Below are 17881 nucleotides of genomic sequence, written 5' to 3'. Positions count from 1 at the left end.
GTGCTAAAGTTTTGGCTTCATCCATAGCTTTGATAAGTCAACATAACCAAAATGCTTCATTTTGATGTTCATTAAATTAATGGAAAAAGGTATTTGCCTCTTTGAATAATAGAGCGGGATACAGAGAGAATTTGTTTTTAAATAATCTTCTATTTTTAAATGCTGATCGATCCATTGTTCAAAGGGCAATTGATCATAGGCTTGGATAGAATTCTGTAAATAAGGATCAGATTGTATTAATTTCCGTAGTGGTGAAATGTTATTTTTCATAAAATTAAAATAGGAAAAGCTTTGGTTTAGCTCAAATATTTCTCCATGAATAAATAAATCCGTATTTACTTTTAAATGATCATGATACACGGCATCATGAAATGAGACTTCCACTAACTCCACTTTAATTCCGGCTCTTTCAAGGATGTTTTTTAGCCAAATGGACACATCCTTAGCGTAGCCTGTGTACTTCATTTGTAATGGTTTTGAAAGTGATGGTTTTGCTATTTTTGGCATCGAATAAGGCTTGGAAAAACCGATTAAACAACCAGAGCGATTTTCGGAAATAAGTGAATTAATTGTAGAAATTTGTGATCGATTTTCGTCTATCAACATATGAATATAATCCCGTACTTCTTTTCTAGCAATATCGGTATTACGATAACTATTCATCACCACAATACCAAAGCCCGAGTCACTTTCCACTTCAAAGGTTCCTACTTCTCTTGATTCATGGGCACCATAATATATATTTCCAAACTCTCTCGAAACCTGAATAAATTCCACAGTATCCAATAGCGGGCGCTCACCGTAATATTGTTTAAAAGCGTGTAAAATGGTTTTCTCTTCCGTATTCTCCCCCATATAAAACCTGCCTGTTCCAATGACCTGACCGTTGGATTCTTTATAAATACTCGCGGTTATCATACTAAGAAGCGGCAAAATATAGGTACAGCCATTTGGAAATTCAAGTTCTACTATTAGAGGTGCAGATGAATATATCTTTGTAATTGGTTTCCATAGTTCAGCATATATTTCATCTTGCTTCATCCGAAAAAAAGATTGGACGACGTCCTCCGCTTTGAGAATGGAACCATCATGAAAGGCTACATCTTTTCGCAGGTATAATGTTAACTTCTTATCCGTGACTTCCCAGCTATGAGCAAGCTCGGGAATGATTGTATTATCTTCCTCCAATGCTACAACACGGTTATAAATGTTTGCTATTAAGTTTGCGCTATGTACGTCTGCAGCCTTTAATGGATGATACGTTAAGAAGCGGTAAAATCGGGGAATGATTAAACGATCCTGATCCTCTTGATGAAACCCAAATTTAGACTGAAATCTGGTCATTAAACGCTGCTTGGTTCCAAGTGACCATTCATATAATAATAATTTACTTACTTGCTCAATGGAGTATTTTTCTAGTTTTGATAAGAATAGTTGTTCATACTCTGATTCCACGTCTTTATTCCATATCAGTTTTGATTCGTTCCCCCGGCCTATGCCAGCTTGAAAAGTAAGCCAGCCATCTTCTTCCCAATGATTTAGTTTGCGGCGTGTTTGCTTTGTACTCAGATTAATTATTTCTGCAAGCTGTCGTACTTTTACTTCTCCAGCAGTTCCTGAATTCCATAATGTTAGTAGATAGTGGTCCATATTCTCATTCCTTTAAAAAGTAGACATTATTTTGAAAATTGGTCATTTTTTAATTCTTACGTCTAGTTTACTATAAATAGATGAAAGGTGTTGATAATATGGCATGGAAAGACTATCCCCAAAATATTAAGGTTCGACTGGTAACCTCGTTTTTTAACCGGGCAATTGGCAGCTCTGTAATGCCGTTTATGGCGCTCTTCTTTGCACAGCATAAAGGTGCCGTTTGGGCCGGTATTTTCTTAGCGATAACCGTCATTATAAGCTTTTTTATAAACTTTATCGGCGGCTATATTTCAGACCGCTTCCCTCGTAAAAAAATCATTATCCTATCATCCGCGGCTAGTGCACTTATGTTTGGTCTTATGACAGTAAGCTTACTGCCAGATCAAAAATGGATAGTATTATTTGCGATCAGCTATGTGATTTTTACGATTACCAGCAGTCTAGGGCGTCCTGCCGTGCACGCGATTATTATTGACTCGACAACGCCGGAAAATCGGAAGAGTGTGTATGCTCTTGATTATTGGCTGGTTAATTTAGCGATGGCTATCGGGGCTGCATTAGGCGGACTTTTATATGTGAATCATCAATTAGAGCTTTTTATCACTCTAACAATTGTTTCTATTAGTTTGCCGATTGCCTATGGAATATGGTTACGGGATACCCGTGTTAAACTCTTGGAAAAAAAGCATGAAAATATTTTTGTCGATCTATTTCATAATTACAAAGTTGCGTTTCAAGATAAACCATTTGTCATGGTGGTTGCCGGGTCAATGTTTATACTTGCAGCAGAATTTTCACTTAATAGTTATATCGGAGTGCGATTAGCGGAAGAATTCAAATCAGTATTTATCGTTAATTTTGAATTAGCAGGGGTAAGGATGCTAAGTTTCCTTAATATCGAAAATATGCTGATGGTAGTGGCCCTAACATTCTTTGTTACGAAAATGACAGATAAATTTTCCCCGCGGAAAATGCTTCTGTTGGGGCTGCTGCTGTATAGTGCAGGCTATACCATCGTCACATCGGCGAATCTATGGTATGTCCTGATTTTATTTAACGCCATTGCCACAATTGGTGAGCTTATTTATTCACCGATTGCCAATGCTGAAAAGGCAAATATGATGCCGGAGGATAAACGTGGCTCCTATTCTGCCTTTGCTAATTTAGGTTTTAACGGAGCAGATTTAATTGCTCGTGGCGCAATCGTATTGGGGGCATTTTTAGTACCGACAATGATGTCTGTTTATCTAGGAATGATACTAATGGCTGGTACTTTCCTACTCTATAGTGGACTTTTTGTAGTAAATAAAATCCATGTTCAAAAAAATATGTCAACTTAATATAGGAGGCTTTGGGGTGAGAAAAGTCGAGATAAGAAGACCTAGAACCGGGGACATCGAGGAGCTGTATCAATTTTTTAGAATTGTCATTACCGATACTTTTGCAAAAGAAGGACTAGCGGGGTTAATAGACGATATCGAAGCTGAAATTGAAAGTAAGAAAAAGTATTTGCATTTGGATTTGGATAGCGAGGGTGAGAAAAGGTATTTCTTAATAGCTTTGGCAGAAAACAAAATTATTGGAACAATAGAATATGGTCCTGCTAGTAAACTGATTCAAGACTGTACCAATGGAAAACTGAGGAATCTTGTTGAAGTAGGAACGGTATTTGTACTCCCTGACTATCAAAGAAAGGGAATCGGGAACAAGCTGCTAGCTCAAATGCTTTATACCCTAAAGGCCCGGGGAATCCTAGAATTTTGTCTCGACAGCGGCTACAAAAATGCCCAAACAATTTGGAAAAAGAAATTTGGAGAACCTGATTATTTACTAAAGGATTATTGGGGGCATGGGCAGGATCATATGATTTGGAAAATATCAACAAGTGGGGCCTATTTTTAAAAATAGGCTCCTTTTTATTATTATGTTGTATTACATAATATTATAGTGTTATAATGTGGTAGTATGATAATATGGTAACGTACTAAAGCGAAATTAAATTTATATAAAAGGGGTACATACAAATGAAGAAACAGTTAGCAACTATGATTCTTATAGTAACTGCAGTACTTGTCATTTTTACAGGATGCTCAAAGTCAGCAAGTAAAGAGGAAGAAAAGCTCGTTATTGGTATCGATGATAAATTTGCACCAATGGGGTTCCGCGATAAGGATAACAATATCGTTGGTTTTGATATTGATTACGCTAAAGCGGCAGCAGAAAAAATGGGAACAGAAGTTACATTCCAGCCAATCGACTGGAAAACAAAAGAAGCAGAGCTTAGCAGCGGAAGAATTGACCTTATTTGGAATGGATACACGATTACAGATGAACGGAAAGAAAAGGTCCTTTTCACAAAGCCATATTTAAAAAATGCACAGGTAATCGTTACTCTTGCTGATTCACAGCTTACTAAACTAGATGATTTAGAAGGTAAAGTAGTTGGGCTGCAGTCACTTTCCTCAGCTTCTGATGCCCTAAATGCTTCACCGGTTAAAGACAAAATAAAGACGGTTACTGAATTCGCTGACAATGTACAGGCATTAACAGATTTAAAGAATGGCCGCTTGGACGCAGTGGTCATTGACGAAATCGTCATCAATTACTACATGACTCAAGAGAAGGAAACCTTTAAAGTACTTGAGGAATCACTTGCTCCTGAAGAATATGGTATTGGTGTTAAAAAAGGCAACGAGGAATTATTAGAAAAGCTCCAAAAGGCACTTGATGAGATGAATGAGGACGGTACGGCGGCCAGTATTTCTGAAAAGTGGTTTGGAGAAGATAAAGTTCTAAAGTAATATGAAAATAAGGTGAAACAGGATTTCCTTTGGGAACCCTGTTTTGTTTTTGGAGGAGTTTTCAATGACGTTAGACTATTTCACGTCGATACTGGTACCAATGCTTGAAGGTGCACAGATGACGGTTTTATTGTTTATTATTGCAATTATCGCCTCAATCCCACTTGGCTTTCTGCTGACTCTCGCTGTTAAAAGCAGCATGAAGCCTTTATCATTACTTGCTCAGGGCTATATTTATATCATGCGGGGGACCCCTCTATTACTGCAATTACTATTAATTTGTTTTGGTCTGCCAATGCTTCCTGTGGTCGGTGAATATTTAGTTTTAGATCGGTTCGTGGCTGCTTGTTTAGGGTTCGTATTAAATTACGCAGCTTACTTTGCAGAAATATTCCGCGGCGGTCTTTTGGCAATTGATAAAGGACAATATGAAGCTTCACAGGTTCTAGGGTTAAGTAAGTGGCAGACAACCACGAGGATTATTTTACCGCAAATGTTTCGGGTTACCCTTCCCGCGATTGCGAACGAATCCGTAACACTTGTTAAGGACACGGCTCTGCTCTATGCAGTTGCTGTACCGGAGCTGCTCCACTACGCTCAAACGGCTGTAAACCGTGACTTTACGATTGTTCCATTCTTCGTTGCTGGTTTGATTTATCTTGTTATGACACTCTTTTTAACATTTATTTTTAAAGGAATTGAAAGAAGATACAAATTTGAATAAGAAGGATTGGTAAATGTGGCTATCATTGAGGTTTCCAACTTGAAGAAATCGTTTGGCAAGCTGGATGTACTAAAACAGATAACATTTGATGTAAATAAAAATGATGTAATAGCCGTAATTGGCCCGTCTGGATCGGGGAAAAGTACGATGCTTCGCAGTTTAGTTCACTTGGAGGAAATAAATGGAGGAAGCATTACGATTTCTGGTGATCCGTTTGTTAAGGATGGAGTCTACGTAAAACCGCAGGATATCAAAAAGATTACCTCTAAAATGGGCATGGTTTTCCAGCATTTTAATCTCTTCCCGCACCTGACGGTTAAGGAGAATTTAGAACTGCCTCCTAAATTGGTAAAAAACGAGCCAGCTGCAGCCATTCAGCAGAGAAGCACGGAGCTGTTAAGGAAAATTGGTCTGACAGATCATTCAAATGCATACCCAGCAAATCTATCAGGCGGTCAAAAACAAAGAGTGGCGATTGCTAGAGCACTAATGATGAATCCCGAAATTCTATTATTTGATGAACCTACTTCAGCATTGGATCCTGAATTGACAGGAGAGGTTCTTGAGGTCATCAAGGCACTAGCCGAAGAGCAGATGACGATGATTGTTGTTACACATGAAATGGGCTTTGCCAGGGAAGTGGCGAACCGGGTTATTTTCATGGATAACGGCGAAATTATTGAAACTGGGGACCCTTCGGAGTTATTTATAAATCCTCAGAATGAGCGGACTAAAGCCTTCTTAAGCAGAAGCTTGAAATAAGTAAAAAGGATACAGTCTTTAAAAGGCTGTATCCTTTTTTATAAAAAAATTAACTGCCATATTCTCCGCTATCATGGCTTATTTGCCAATGAATACCGAATTTATCTGTTACCTGTCCATAGAGTTTAGCCCAGAAAGTTTCTTGAAGCTCCATCGTAACTTTTCCGCCTTCTTTTAGTTGATCATACCAAGATTGGATATCATCCAAATTTTTACTTACTAATGCCAACGTGACGTTGTTGCCTTCGATAAATGGTGATCCAGGGAAATTATCAGAGAACATAACAGTACTTCCATCGATGTTTAGTCGAGTGTGCATGATTAAATTTTTTGCTTCCTCTGGCATAGGGTAATCAGGATGTTGCGGTTGATCACCAAAGGTCATAATTTGCGGTGCTTCGGTTTTAAATACTTTCGCATAAAACTCTACTGCCTCACGGGTGTTACCATTAAAAACAAGATAAACATTTACTGGCATTTTCTTCACTCCTCTTAATGGCTATGTACAAATACCATTCTATCCGATTAATTCGATATTAGTCTGAATATTCCTTTTTTATATCAAAGGATTTAAACTAAAATAATCCAATGCCTCATTAATATCATAAAAATCATATATTTTTTTCTCGAGACAGAATTGAATGACTAAATCAAAGGTGTCGCTGTCAGATAAGGAGTAACCAGCGGAGCTTAATAGTTTATCTGTTTCTTTTTTGGTTAGTTCAAGTGCCAGTGCTAGAGCGATAATGGTATTTTTACCTGGCTTGTACTCGGGGTTCGTTCGTATTTTGGAAAAGTGTCTTCGGTCCATACCTGCACGTTTGTAAACATCAGCATCGCTTACAGCTTTTTGATCGATAAAACGGAATAATGTTTGATTGAAGGCAGGCTGGCGTTTAATTTTTATAAATTCTTCTATATCAACATTTTGAATCTCCTCAGAAATCAATCTTTCTTCAGAGCTGTATAGCTTCATTTCATGAAAAACTGGCTGTAAGTGAGTATCAATATAATGCTGCAATTCTTCTAATAGCTCTTGATTAAACATAACCAAACCTCCGAAAATGTCGCTCACCAGGCGACCAAATAATGGATGAACTCACCTATTATTATAGTATAAACAAATCGAAAGGATGATAGAGATGAATAGTAATCTAACAGAAATTATTTTCCTTCTTGATCGAAGCGGTTCGATGGGAGGGCTTGAAAGTGACACAATAGGCGGGTTTAATGCTTTTATTGAAAATCAGAGGAAATTAGAAGGTAAAACATTGGTCACAGGTGTTCTTTTCGATGATCAATATGAAGTCATTTGGAATGGCGTTGAGTCAGAAAAAGTGAAGCTGACAGCAGAAGAATATTATGTAAGAGGGTGTACAGCGCTGCTTGATGCGGTAGGAAAAACGATTCTTGATGTAGGATATCGACTATCAAAAACAAATAAAGAAGATCGACCAGCGAAGGTTATTTTTGTGATCACAACCGACGGATTAGAAAATGCCAGCCGTGAATTTACCTATGAAAAGGTAAAAGAGTTAATTAAACACCAACAGGAGAAATACAGCTGGGAATTCATCTTTCTAGGTGCAAACATCGACGCCGAAAAAGAAGCCGATAGTCTTGGAATTGAGGTGAGCAATGCATTTAGTTTCGAAGCAACTAAAGATGGCGTCGAATGTATGTACAATATGATTAGTGAGGAAGTAGTAGTGAGAAGACAAAGAATTTAATGATAACCAAATTAGAAAAATGGTATTCGAGATTTTTTTTACGGAATAATAATGATGACTAGTTCGGATTAACAAGAAAGAAGGTATGTTTCTTGCCCTATCGAGTAAAAGATACGATGATTCCGGTGGATGAAATCAAACAAAGAGTGAAGACATTGGCGGCGGAAATCGAAAGTGATTTTAACTATGAGGCTATCATGTTAATTGTTGTGTTAAAAGGATCATTTGTTTTTGCAGCTGATTTGATTCGCGAGATGAAAGGCGACATTAACGTCGATTTCATTTCGGTTTCAAGCTACAGCGACCAAACGGAGACAACTGGAAAAGTTAAGCTGTTAAAGGATCTTGAAGCGGATATTACGAATAAAAATGTTTTGGTGGTCGAAGATATCATAGACAGTGGACTCACACTGCATTTTTTGAGGGACCATTTGAATATGCATAAACCGAAACAAATTAAGATCTGTACACTTTTAGACAAGCCTGAAAGAAGAAGAGTGGAATTACCGGTGGATTATGTTGGCTTTGTGATTCCAGATGAATTCATTGTCGGTTACGGAATCGACTATGCACAAAGGTATAGAAATTTACCCTACATAGCAACAGTGGAAGAATATTAGCCTAACTTTAAAGGAGGCATTTTGCGTTGACTGCAAATATTTTTAAAGGAAAAAGTGAAGAAGAGAAAAATAACCTTGAAGAAATCCTCGAAAATTCCATTGAGATAGAAGAGGATCTAATGCGGACTTATTTGATCACGGCTGAACGGATTCACGATGACGATGAATTAAAGGAACGCCTTGAAAACTTCGCAGAAGGAAATGCCAAAAGAACAAAGCAACTTATCGATGAATTAAATGAAAGTAGAGAATAGCAATAGAAAGCTGTGTGGATGCCAATAATCCACACAGCTTTTCTATTTGAAAACAAAGCACATGAGGCGGTGTTTGCAGGGCGGGGATAGGAAATGTTAAAGGTAAAAAAGTGATTCATATCATGCGAACGGTATATAATGTATGATTTAATAATAGGGAAGGAATTAAGTTTGGAGGTTTAGCAAAATGAGTAAAGATGAACTATCTTCTTTTCGGAAGGCTGGGAAAGAACTTTTAGTAGATGAGCGAAATCCCTCTAGCTTAATCTCTGATTTAAAGTCACTTTTTAAAGCAGGTGTATTAATCGCTAATGTCCTGCCAGTCTTTTCAGGATTCTGGCTAGCCCTGCATTTTACCAATAAATCGTTTGTTGATTACTGGGAATTATTCTTGTTAACCATGATCGGAAGTACAATGGTTATGGCGGGAGCCCTTATCTTGAATAATTGGTATGACGTTGATATTGATACCGTCATGGAAAGAACAAAAAAACGTCCAACAGTAACAGGCAATATATCTTTAAATGTTGTTTTAATAATGGGGATTGTTTTTACGATAATTGGATTCATTCTATTACTTTTCACGACAATCGAAGCTGCCATTTATGGATTTGTGGGTTGGTTCACCTATGTTTTTTTGTATACCATGTGGTCAAAACGAAGATATACGTTTAATACCGTCATAGGAAGTATTTCGGGAGCTGTAACACCGTTAATTGGATGGGCAGCCCTTGATTCCAGCTTGCATATCATTCCAATCATATTGTTTCTGATCTTATTTATATTTCAAATGCCGCATACTTTTGCGATTGCTATGAAGAAATGTAAAGAATATAGTGCTGCTGGTGTAGCAATGCTTCCAGTGGTACGCGGCTTTGCAGTAACAAAAGTGCAAATAGTTGTCTATGTGGCCTGTTTACTGCCTTTACCATTTTTTTTAGCACCTCTTGGAACGGCATTTATTGTGCTTGCCACTTTATTTAATGCAGGCTGGTTAGTTGTAAGTATTAGCGGATTTTTTACCAAGAACGATTTAAAGTGGGCACATGTGATTTTTTTGTATTCTGTAAATTATATAACAATCTTATTTTTACTAATGGTTATTGTTACCATTTAATGATTAAAACTGTCCCTTGAGCTGCTTACCTTTGCAGCTCAAGGGGCAGTTTTTTATTTTTTATAAAAGTTTCTTCGCCCGTGATTCAGTTCACTACATTGAGAATCAGTCGCAATTATTATTAAGGTAAGAACAAATTAAGGGGGTTGATTTTTCGATGGCAGCTACAAAAGTAACTCATAAAGGTAAAAAACAAGAGCAGGAAGCACCGCTAAAAGGAACATGGATTTCTGTAACAGTGGTTGGACTCGTGATTGTTGCTACGTATATAGTTCTATACGGTCTTTATATGGCGAGATTATAAGGGGGATAGAGAGATGAAAATGCATCTTGATGAAAAAATATGGCTTACGATAAGTTTTGGAATTATCATGGGATTCATGTTAATCACAGGTTACCAAGCTTTTGCACTAGAAATGGGACCGCCAAGTAATATGGAAACGATTGACCCGCAAAAGGTAGATCAGACGGCACCATTCGATAACCCAGGTGTCAAGGAAATTGGCGATAATGAATATGAAGTGGTCATGACGTTACAAGCGTTTGGTTTTACTCCAAATAATATTGAGATACCTGCTGGGGCAAAGGTTACTTTTATTATGACATCAAAGGATGTTGTTCACGGATTTGAAGTAGCTGGAACAAATATAAATGCAATGGTTATGCCAGGACATATTCAAAAAATCACCCAAACATTTGATAAGCCAGGCAGTTATTTAGTTATCTGTAACGAATATTGTGGTGCGGGTCACCAATTAATGAGTACAACGATTACGGTTAAATAAGGGGGGATAGCAGATGAAAATGGAAGCAGATTTAAAAGTAGGTTTTAAAGATAAAACAAACAAGATGCTGGGATACTTCCCAGAAGATGCAAAAATATCGAAATCATATATAGCTGTAGCATTTATCGCATTATTAGTTGGTGGATTTTTAGGATTATTACAAGGTTTAAATCGAGCAGGATTGTTAGAATTACCAACTTGGTTTAATTATTATCAAGTATTGACTGCACATGGATTATTACTGATCCTCGTGTTAACAGCATTCTTCACCATAGGTTACTTTTATGCAGCACTTTCCCACAATTTAGGGGGGCTTCTTCCAAAGGTAAGAAAGCTCGCCTGGACTGGTTTCTTCGTTAAGCTTGTAGGATTTGTATTAGCCGTCATTCCAATTTTAATGAATGAAGCATCGGTTATGTACACCTTCTACCCGCCGATGGCTGCACATCCTGTATTTTATATTGGTTTAGCATTAATTGTAGTTGGTGTTTGGTTGTGCTGTATTGGAGCATTTATCCAAGTAGCAAATTGGAGAAAAAATCATAAAGGACAACACGTTCCTATCCTATCTTACTTTGCAACGGGTGTATTCGTTCTATTATTTTTCGCTCTAATGTTCGTAGCAGTTGAAGTATTATTTATGATTATTCCATGGGTATTTGGCTGGGTTGAAACGATCAATGTAATGGTTGCTCGTACACTGTTCTGGGCCTTTGGACACACATTGGTTAATATCTGGTATTTAACAGCTGTTTCTGCATGGTACGTAGTTGTACCAAAAATTATCGGCGGTAAGCGCTGGAGTGATTTACTAACACGTGTGGTTATTATCGCTCTAGTTATTATGAATATCACAGGTGGATTCCATCACCAAATCATTGACCCAGGTATTAATGAAGTCGTTAAATTTATGCACGTATTTATGAGTTTGGCAATTGGATTCCCATCACTCATGACAGCATTTGCGCTATTTGCAGTATTTGAGCGTACGGCTAGAAGAAAAGGCGGTAAAGGTTTAATTGGGTGGTGGAAGAAAATGCCATGGGGCGATGTTCGATTCCTAGCACCATTTATAGCAATGATTGCCTTCATTCCAGCTGGAGCTGGCGGTATTGCACAGAGCACAAACCAATTAGACCAAGTCGTTCATAATACAATGTGGATTGTGGGACATTTCCACTTAACATTAGGTATGTCAGTAGTTATGACATTCTTTGGAATTAGTTACTGGTTAGTTCCTTATATTTCAAACCGCGTATTAACGCCTCAAATCAATCGATTAGGTGTGATCCAAACTTGGATTTGGACCGTCGGTATGATCTTTATGGCAGGTGCTATGCACTACGTTGGGCTTCTGGGTTCACCAAGAAGAACCTCTTACACAACTTATGGCGACCATGCTGCAGCTTTAGGCTGGGACCCATACTTAATGTGTTTAGCAGTAGGGGGAACACTGTTAATCATTGGGGTTATTCTTCAAGTGTACGCCGTATTCAATATGATGTTCTTTGCACCAAAAGGGGAAACAGAATTCCCAATTGCAGAGGAAGAAGATAACGCAACAAAAACTCCTTATTTGACAGAACGCTGGGGAATTTGGATTGTAGTTATGCTTATCGTAGTTGCAATGGCATATGTAATTCCGTTAACAGAATTTATCGTAAATGCACCTCCAGGATCACCACCGTTTAAGACTTGGTAATATGTAAAAAAAGAGATAGCTCCAAGGGTATTGGGCTATCTCTTTATTCTAATAAAACAAATTTGGAAGTGATCACTATGATCAATAATAGGTATACGAAAATCTCATTTTTTCTTGTAATCATATTTGGCATAGGCTTGTTTTTTATCGGAACCGATGGATTCACGGCATTTACTGCCGAAACCGCCAGGGTGCAGCAGCTTAAAGATGATAAACCTAAATTCCCTGATGTTACGCTTGAGGACAGCATCGGGCGGAAATATTCAATATCTGAATTCGAAGATAAATATGTATTTATTACATTTCTCTATACATCCTGTACCACCGTTTGTCCTGAACTAGAATACAACATGAAACAAGTCTACGATAAACTTCCGAATAGCGTTAAAGGAGAAGAAATCGTCTTTTTAAGCATAAGCTTCGATCCTGAAAGAGATACACCTGCTGTATTAAACAAGTACAAAGACTTTTTTAAAAGTGATGGTGAAACCTGGCGGATGGCAAGAATCCCGGACAAGGCTGAGTTAGACTCTTTATTAAAAGCATTTGGTGTCATCGTGATACCCGATGATAACGGGAATTTTGCTCATAATTCTGCTTTTTATTTAGTGGATAAAAAAGGCAGTCTGATGGATGTAATGGACTATAAAAAAATCGATGAAGCTGCTCAAAAGGTTCGTAGCAACCTAGAAAGAGGGGAGGAGTAAGCTGTGAATCAATCATTTTATGGTTTGTTGTTATTTATCTTCTTAGCTGCCCCTCCTGTTGCAGATTTTATGGAATCCGTAATGGTTATTCATATGCATATGCAAATGCCGATGCTGGTGATTGCGGGAATGTTAATGGCACGCTTTTTCCAAAACCGTTTTCCTGGATTTTTTGAAAAGTGGAACAGCAATGGAGTTCCGGGAATTACGTTATTTGTTGTTATCATGTTATACTGGATGTTACCGCGGACAATGGATGAAGCCTTGACTACTCCGCTCGTTGAAGGATTTAAATTTATCAGTCTACCATTTTTAGCGGGTATTTCTTTAAGGGACAGCTGGAAAAAGCTCTATCCTTTCGGGAAAAATTCAATCATTGTTAGTTTTACCGTTCTGTTTATCGGCTTAGGATGGCTATATATTTGGTCACCTGTACAATTATGTAATAACTACCTAGTAATTGAGCAAGTCACTCTTGGATGGGGATTTTTAACGACTGCAATTGGGATGGTAGTCTACTTAGGCTATAACTTTTTTATCGACCCTTCCGCATACGAATGAGGGGGCAGGCAGGAGAAATTGAATGAAAGAAACGAATTACGATGAATTGCTGAATATCGAGACGGAAGGAACTCAAAGGGGATATAACAAGTCCTTCCATTATCACCGCTACGAGCCAACACCTTATCGGGCACTTGAAAAATTATTTGCTGAATATGAATTGAACAGCAGTGATCATATCGTTGATTTTGGCTGTGGAAAAGGAAGACTCAACTTCTTTATTCATTACCTATTTCATGCATCCGTTACAGGGGTTGAGATGAACGAAAAGCTATACGAAGAAGCGATGGAGAACAAGGTGAATTATTTAATAAAAGCTAAAAATAAAGGTGAGATTCAATTTCAATGCTGCTTGGCAGAAAAATATGAAATTAATCCGATGGATAATCGTTTTTATTTTTTTAACCCATTTACGATACCGATTTTTTGGAAAATCATTAATAATATTTTGGTTTCGGTAGAAAAATGTAAACGGGAAGTAGACGTGATTTTATATTATCCATCTGAGGATTATATCTACTATTTAGAAAACCACACGTTATTTGAATTAATAAAAGAAGTCCAACTTCCTGGTTTATATGAGAATAATGCCAATGAGCGATTTTTAATTTATCGTTTGGCATATTAAAAAGCCCTCGTCGTCTATGTTGACAATCGAGGGATATTTTGTGACGTTTGTTTTGTATAAATTAAACTCGTAACAGCATTTTCAATGTTCTTATCTAAGTGGTTTCGAATCCATTTATCGGGAATCGTCTTATACCGGCAGTGGCTGCTTTTTAAATAGTTATAAATAATTTGAGCTTCATCAATCTCATCTCTCTTTATATGGCTGCCGGCAGGAAAAGAAGTATTGATAAAGGTTGTAGATATGAGTTTGCTGAGTTGATTAACATCGGCACTATCAATAGTAACTATTTTACTGAAAAGAATCTCGCTGCGTTTAATGAGAAAAATCTTGAAGGTGTCCTCGCTTAAATTTTCTAAAACCACAATATTTTTATTTCCTTCCGTAAACCCGATGACCTTTTCTTTTCGAAGCAAAAACTGTATAGCAGCGATCCTGTCTCTATACTGTGCTGCAGCTTCAAAATCGAAATCGGCGGCTGCCTCTGCCATTTTCCTTTTCATATTATCAAGAATTATCCTATTCTCACCATTTAGTAAAGCAATGATATCTTCCATTATGGCATGGTATTCTTGTAAAGCAGATCCGCCTCCGCACATCCCTATGCACAATCCCATAGAATGGTTGAGGCACAACGAATTCTGTCGTTTAGGATTGCTGCAAAGAATTCTGAAGGCTTCCTTAATGCTGATAATTGCAGTTTCGACTCTAGCTTTGCTGGGAAAGGGACCAAAATAAAGTCTGCCATCCTGTTCATCCCGATGGTTTGTGACCGCAATGTCTGGATACGTTCGATCCTTATCAATCGCGATGTAGGTGTAGGATTGGGGACTTTTCATCATTTTATTAAATAGAGGTTTTACGTCTCGAATTAATTTGCATTCCAGCATAAAGGCTTCAAATTCAGTATCGGTTAACAGAATATCAAAATCTCGAATATTGCTGACAAGCTTAATAATCTTTTGTGGATGTGCTTTTGATTGTTGGAAATAGGATTGAACACGTCTTTTTAAATTTTTGGCTTTACCGACATAAATAATAGAGCCGCGGGAATCCTTCATTAAATAGACCCCAGGGGTCGAGGGAAGAGTCTTCACCTTTTCTTTTATAAAAATAAACATCTCCCCCTTTCCCCATTTTTCTTCATTTTAACATAAATAAATAACCAGATTGGGTATAACAATCTGGTAAAAAACAGTTATGAAGGTGATTTTGAATAAAGAATATACAAAAGTATTAACATGACAATATCTAATCTGGACTTAAAAGCGAATTGTAAAATTCCGCTGCTCAAAAGATGGGACATACCATGAGTAAATTTTAAAAAATTAGGGTTAATAATCACGATGAAAGCAGAAAATAAAAGTGCCCAAAAGGGGAGGAGAGGCTCAAGTATGAGCTTCTCCTCTCTTGCGTAATAGGGGGAATATGACATTTATCATGATTGGAACATGACAGCTATATCTACAAAATGGTGTTTTACTAGGGCTATAATTTTGATAACAAATGAAAGAAGGGAATATACGTTATGATGGAACAAAACCAAAAGTATTTACGAAAGCAAGTTGTACCTTATGAAAAATCAAATCTACGAGCAAGCATTTGGCAGCTGATCAATACCCTGGTACCTTTCTTATTATTGTGGATTCTGGCCTATCAAAGTCTAAACATATCGTACATACTTACATTGGGAATCTCAGTACTTGCAGCCGGATTTTTGGTGAGAACATTTATTATATTTCATGATTGCTGCCATCACTCCTTTTTTAAAAATCGAAAAGCAAACATGATTCTTGGAACGATTACCGGTATATTGACGATTTTTCCCTATCATCAATGGCAGCATGATCATTCTGTTCACCATGCAACAAGCAGCAACTTGGATAAGCGGGGAACGGGAGATATCTGGGTGATGACAGTGGATGAATACTTAGCTGCTTCACAGTGGGAAAGATTAAAATACCGGTTATATCGTAATCCACTCGTTATGTTCGGACTCGGTCCGATATACGTCTTCCTCCTTAAAAATCGCTTTAATAGAAAAGGTGCTCGCTTCAATGAACGTATGAATACCTATATAACCAATGCAGGGATTGCTGCTTTGACAGCGGTACTTTGTTTGACGATTGGATGGGAGCCATTCCTATTAGTCCAAGCTCCAATCTTCCTAATTTCAGGATCTTTAGGAATATGGCTTTTTTATGTGCAGCATACGTTTGAGGATTCCTATTTTGAGGAAGACCAGCATTGGGAATATGTAAAAGCAGCGGTTGAAGGCAGTTCCTTTTATAAGCTTCCGAAAATTCTACAATGGCTGACGGGGAATATTGGCTACCATCATGTTCACCATTTAAGCCCAAGAGTTCCTAATTATATGCTGGAAGAGGCACATAACAACACACTGCCATTGCAAAATGTTCCAACCATCACGTTAGCCACAAGCTTAAGCTCTCTTAAATTTAGATTATGGGATGAGAAGGCGAAGAATTTTGTTACCTTTAAAGAAATAAAGGCGCTGCTAAAAAAACAAAAAGAGTTTCTTCGACCAGAGAAAGCTTAATTTCGGCAAGCCCTATAGGGCTTGTCGTTTTTACTGTTCTAAATGGAGGTATTGGCCGAATAAATAGTAGTAAATGAAGATAGAGGGGAATTGTGGTAAAATTAAGGTTATTACTATTAAAAGCTGAAAATGAGGTTCCTTCATGATAAAAAGGTATATGACATTCCAGAAAAATAGCGGTATATCACCATATATATGGACAATTCTTTGCATATTGCCATTTTATTTTATTTTTCAAACATCCTCACCTATTAAAATAATTATTGGAATTATCCTAACCATTCTCTTTTTCGTTTTCTATCGGATTGCATTCTTTTCTAAAGGATGGCCGGTTTATCTCTGGACCTTCATCTTAATCGGTATTTCGATCACATCAACCAGTCTTTTCAGCTATGTATATTTTGCTTTTTTTCTCTCTTATTTTATCGGTAATATTAAAGACCGTGTCACGTTTCTAACCTTATATTTTATTCATTTGATTAGTACATCCGCATCTATTAACTTCAGTATTGTACAGATGGATGAACTTTTTCTTAAGCAATTGCCTTTTGTTATCATCATTTGGATCAGTGTCATTCTGCTTCCATTTAATATTCATAACAAGAAAGAAATGGGGCAGCTCGAAGAGAAATTGGAGGATGCCAATAAGCGGATTTCAGAACTTGTTAAGCTCGAGGAGCGTCAGAGGATTGCCCGTGACCTTCACGATACATTAGGGCAAAAGCTATCACTCATTGGTTTAAAAAGTGATTTGGCAAGGCGATTAATTACAAAAGATCCAGATCAGGCACGCAATGAGTTAAAGGACGTGCAGCAAACCGCAAGAACGGCGTTAAGTGAAGTAAGAAAAATGGTTTCTTCGATGCGCGGAATCCGATTAAAAGATGAGATTGTACGTGTAAAACAAATATTGAAGGCAGCCGAAATAACCTTTGAGGGAAACCAGGATATTTCCATAAAAAATGTTCCCTTATTGACTGAGAACATCCTCAGCATGTGCTTGAAAGAGGCAGTAAATAATGTAGTCAAACATAGTGGTGCGAGCTCCTGTTCCATTTCCGTTGAGCAATCTTGGAAGGAATTGGTGATGACCATCCATGATAATGGTGTTTTTAAAGATGAAGGAGATAAAGACACAAGGGGAAGCGGTCTTTTAGGAATGAAGGAACGCCTTGAATTTATTAATGGCAGTTTAGAGCTTCAAACAAAAGAAGGCACCACTTTAGTAATCAGAGTGCCTAATGACGTAAAGCCGTCTGACAAGGAGGAGGCGTAAA

General features: G+C 37.6%; 21 protein-coding genes. 17 read left to right on the top strand and 4 right to left on the bottom strand.

Annotated elements, in window-relative coordinates; translation table 11 throughout:
- Window positions 1-3: 3 nt before the first annotated feature.
- Window positions 4-1650 (bottom strand): ABC transporter substrate-binding protein, encoded by a 1647-nt coding sequence (locus ACIQAA_RS05000; RefSeq protein WP_402615797.1) that lies wholly within the window; start codon window positions 1648-1650, stop codon window positions 4-6.
- A 98-nt stretch (window positions 1651-1748) separates the two neighbouring features.
- Between ACIQAA_RS05000 and ACIQAA_RS04995 the strand changes: the two genes are divergently transcribed.
- From ACIQAA_RS04995 to ACIQAA_RS04975, 5 genes are all read left to right on the top strand, one after another.
- The gene (locus tag ACIQAA_RS04995) at window positions 1749-2993 is read left to right on the top strand and encodes an MDR family MFS transporter (RefSeq protein WP_402615794.1); all 1245 of its coding nucleotides are present in this window, start codon (window positions 1749-1751) and stop codon (window positions 2991-2993) included.
- A complete protein-coding gene (locus ACIQAA_RS04990) occupies window positions 2968-3555 on the top strand; it encodes a GNAT family N-acetyltransferase (protein ID WP_402615792.1) in 588 nt (195 codons plus the stop codon). Before ACIQAA_RS04995 ends, ACIQAA_RS04990 begins: the two co-directional genes overlap by 26 nt.
- Before the next feature lie 122 nt (window positions 3556-3677).
- Window positions 3678-4454: an amino acid ABC transporter substrate-binding protein gene (locus ACIQAA_RS04985; protein ID WP_402615789.1), complete on the top strand. Its 777-nt coding sequence runs from the start codon at window positions 3678-3680 to the stop codon at window positions 4452-4454.
- Between the two features lie 64 nt (window positions 4455-4518).
- Window positions 4519-5178 carry an amino acid ABC transporter permease gene (locus ACIQAA_RS04980; RefSeq protein ID WP_402615786.1) on the top strand — a complete coding sequence of 220 codons (660 nt, stop codon included), beginning with the start codon at window positions 4519-4521 and terminating at the stop codon, window positions 5176-5178.
- Between the two features lie 15 nt (window positions 5179-5193).
- Window positions 5194-5940 carry an amino acid ABC transporter ATP-binding protein gene (locus tag ACIQAA_RS04975; protein WP_402615784.1) on the top strand — a complete coding sequence of 249 codons (747 nt, stop codon included), beginning with the start codon at window positions 5194-5196 and terminating at the stop codon, window positions 5938-5940.
- Window positions 5941-5989: 49 nt separating this feature from the next.
- Here the strand turns inward: ACIQAA_RS04975 and ACIQAA_RS04970 are convergent, their stop codons facing one another.
- Together ACIQAA_RS04970 and ACIQAA_RS04965 are read right to left on the bottom strand one after the other, a co-directional pair.
- Window positions 5990-6418 carry a VOC family protein gene (locus ACIQAA_RS04970; RefSeq protein WP_402615781.1) on the bottom strand — a complete coding sequence of 143 codons (429 nt, stop codon included), beginning with the start codon at window positions 6416-6418 and terminating at the stop codon, window positions 5990-5992.
- A gap of 78 nt (window positions 6419-6496) precedes the next feature.
- A complete protein-coding gene (locus ACIQAA_RS04965) occupies window positions 6497-6988 on the bottom strand; it encodes a hypothetical protein (RefSeq protein ID WP_402615778.1) in 492 nt (163 codons plus the stop codon).
- Window positions 6989-7082: 94 nt separating this feature from the next.
- Here ACIQAA_RS04965 and ACIQAA_RS04960 point away from each other — a divergent pair, with 94 nt between their 5' ends.
- The 10 genes from ACIQAA_RS04960 (at window position 7083) to ACIQAA_RS04915 (ending at window position 14044) form a co-directional block, all read left to right on the top strand.
- Window positions 7083-7670: a vWA domain-containing protein gene (locus ACIQAA_RS04960; RefSeq protein ID WP_402615777.1), complete on the top strand. Its 588-nt coding sequence runs from the start codon at window positions 7083-7085 to the stop codon at window positions 7668-7670.
- Between the two features lie 92 nt (window positions 7671-7762).
- Window positions 7763-8290 carry a hypoxanthine phosphoribosyltransferase gene (gene hpt, locus ACIQAA_RS04955; protein WP_402615774.1) on the top strand — a complete coding sequence of 176 codons (528 nt, stop codon included), beginning with the start codon at window positions 7763-7765 and terminating at the stop codon, window positions 8288-8290.
- 26 nt (window positions 8291-8316) lie between these two features.
- The gene (locus ACIQAA_RS04950; protein WP_402615772.1) at window positions 8317-8544 is read left to right on the top strand and encodes a hypothetical protein; all 228 of its coding nucleotides are present in this window, start codon (window positions 8317-8319) and stop codon (window positions 8542-8544) included.
- 187 nt (window positions 8545-8731) lie between these two features.
- Window positions 8732-9661, top strand: coding sequence for a heme o synthase (gene cyoE, locus ACIQAA_RS04945; RefSeq protein ID WP_402615769.1), 930 nt, complete (start codon window positions 8732-8734; stop codon window positions 9659-9661).
- 157 nt (window positions 9662-9818) lie between these two features.
- Window positions 9819-9965 (top strand): cytochrome c oxidase subunit 2A, encoded by a 147-nt coding sequence (locus tag ACIQAA_RS04940; RefSeq protein WP_402615766.1) that lies wholly within the window; start codon window positions 9819-9821, stop codon window positions 9963-9965.
- A 13-nt stretch (window positions 9966-9978) separates the two neighbouring features.
- Complete coding sequence (locus tag ACIQAA_RS04935) at window positions 9979-10446, top strand: cytochrome c oxidase subunit II (RefSeq protein ID WP_402615763.1); 468 nt, start codon at window positions 9979-9981, stop codon at window positions 10444-10446.
- 19 nt (window positions 10447-10465) lie between these two features.
- Entirely contained in the window at window positions 10466-12148 is a 1683-nt protein-coding gene (locus ACIQAA_RS04930) for a cbb3-type cytochrome c oxidase subunit I (RefSeq protein WP_402617061.1), read from the top strand.
- Window positions 12149-12225: 77 nt separating this feature from the next.
- Window positions 12226-12855 (top strand): SCO family protein, encoded by a 630-nt coding sequence (locus ACIQAA_RS04925; protein ID WP_402615760.1) that lies wholly within the window; start codon window positions 12226-12228, stop codon window positions 12853-12855.
- 3 nt (window positions 12856-12858) lie between these two features.
- Complete coding sequence (locus ACIQAA_RS04920; protein WP_402615758.1) at window positions 12859-13416, top strand: hypothetical protein; 558 nt, start codon at window positions 12859-12861, stop codon at window positions 13414-13416.
- 22 nt (window positions 13417-13438) lie between these two features.
- Window positions 13439-14044 (top strand): methyltransferase, encoded by a 606-nt coding sequence (locus ACIQAA_RS04915; RefSeq protein WP_402615755.1) that lies wholly within the window; start codon window positions 13439-13441, stop codon window positions 14042-14044.
- A 14-nt stretch (window positions 14045-14058) separates the two neighbouring features.
- Here ACIQAA_RS04915 and ACIQAA_RS04910 read toward each other — a convergent pair whose 3' ends face one another.
- The gene (locus ACIQAA_RS04910; protein WP_402615752.1) at window positions 14059-15165 is read right to left on the bottom strand and encodes a GIY-YIG nuclease family protein; all 1107 of its coding nucleotides are present in this window, start codon (window positions 15163-15165) and stop codon (window positions 14059-14061) included.
- 407 nt (window positions 15166-15572) lie between these two features.
- Between ACIQAA_RS04910 and desA the strand changes: the two genes are divergently transcribed.
- Together desA and ACIQAA_RS04900 are read left to right on the top strand one after the other, a co-directional pair.
- Window positions 15573-16604, top strand: a complete 1032-nt coding sequence (desA, locus tag ACIQAA_RS04905) for a Delta(5) desaturase DesA (RefSeq protein WP_402615749.1) — start codon at window positions 15573-15575, stop codon at window positions 16602-16604.
- A 142-nt stretch (window positions 16605-16746) separates the two neighbouring features.
- Window positions 16747-17880 (top strand): sensor histidine kinase, encoded by a 1134-nt coding sequence (locus tag ACIQAA_RS04900; protein WP_402615746.1) that lies wholly within the window; start codon window positions 16747-16749, stop codon window positions 17878-17880.
- Window position 17881: the final 1 nt, after the last annotated feature.

The sequence above is a fragment of the Neobacillus sp. NPDC093182 genome (assembly GCF_044754045.1).
The sequence above is the reverse complement of the archived record's forward strand: the minus strand, read 5'-3'. Positions and strand labels throughout refer to the sequence as shown.

Bases quoted from the DNA above. Each gene is read 5' to 3' on its own strand.
- ACIQAA_RS04980 (WP_402615786.1), top strand. From the start codon at position 4,519: ATGACGTTAGACTATTTCACGTCGATACTGGTACCAATGCTTGAAGGT.
- ACIQAA_RS04935 (WP_402615763.1), top strand. From the start codon at position 9,979: ATGAAAATGCATCTTGATGAAAAAATATGGCTTACGATAAGTTTTGGA.
- ACIQAA_RS04930 (WP_402617061.1), top strand. From the start codon at position 10,466: ATGGAAGCAGATTTAAAAGTAGGTTTTAAAGATAAAACAAACAAGATG.
- ACIQAA_RS04995 (WP_402615794.1), top strand. From the start codon at position 1,749: ATGGCATGGAAAGACTATCCCCAAAATATTAAGGTTCGACTGGTAACC.
- desA (WP_402615749.1), top strand. From the start codon at position 15,573: ATGATGGAACAAAACCAAAAGTATTTACGAAAGCAAGTTGTACCTTAT.
- ACIQAA_RS04990 (WP_402615792.1), top strand. From the start codon at position 2,968: ATGTTCAAAAAAATATGTCAACTTAATATAGGAGGCTTTGGGGTGAGA.
- ACIQAA_RS04960 (WP_402615777.1), top strand. From the start codon at position 7,083: ATGAATAGTAATCTAACAGAAATTATTTTCCTTCTTGATCGAAGCGGT.
- ACIQAA_RS04940 (WP_402615766.1), top strand. From the start codon at position 9,819: ATGGCAGCTACAAAAGTAACTCATAAAGGTAAAAAACAAGAGCAGGAA.
- ACIQAA_RS04910 (WP_402615752.1), bottom strand. From the start codon at position 15,165: ATGTTTATTTTTATAAAAGAAAAGGTGAAGACTCTTCCCTCGACCCCT.
- ACIQAA_RS04915 (WP_402615755.1), top strand. From the start codon at position 13,439: ATGAAAGAAACGAATTACGATGAATTGCTGAATATCGAGACGGAAGGA.
- ACIQAA_RS04965 (WP_402615778.1), bottom strand. From the start codon at position 6,988: ATGTTTAATCAAGAGCTATTAGAAGAATTGCAGCATTATATTGATACT.
- ACIQAA_RS05000 (WP_402615797.1), bottom strand. From the start codon at position 1,650: ATGGACCACTATCTACTAACATTATGGAATTCAGGAACTGCTGGAGAA.
- ACIQAA_RS04985 (WP_402615789.1), top strand. From the start codon at position 3,678: ATGAAGAAACAGTTAGCAACTATGATTCTTATAGTAACTGCAGTACTT.
- ACIQAA_RS04925 (WP_402615760.1), top strand. From the start codon at position 12,226: ATGATCAATAATAGGTATACGAAAATCTCATTTTTTCTTGTAATCATA.
- ACIQAA_RS04970 (WP_402615781.1), bottom strand. From the start codon at position 6,418: ATGCCAGTAAATGTTTATCTTGTTTTTAATGGTAACACCCGTGAGGCA.
- cyoE (WP_402615769.1), top strand. From the start codon at position 8,732: ATGAGTAAAGATGAACTATCTTCTTTTCGGAAGGCTGGGAAAGAACTT.
- ACIQAA_RS04900 (WP_402615746.1), top strand. From the start codon at position 16,747: ATGATAAAAAGGTATATGACATTCCAGAAAAATAGCGGTATATCACCA.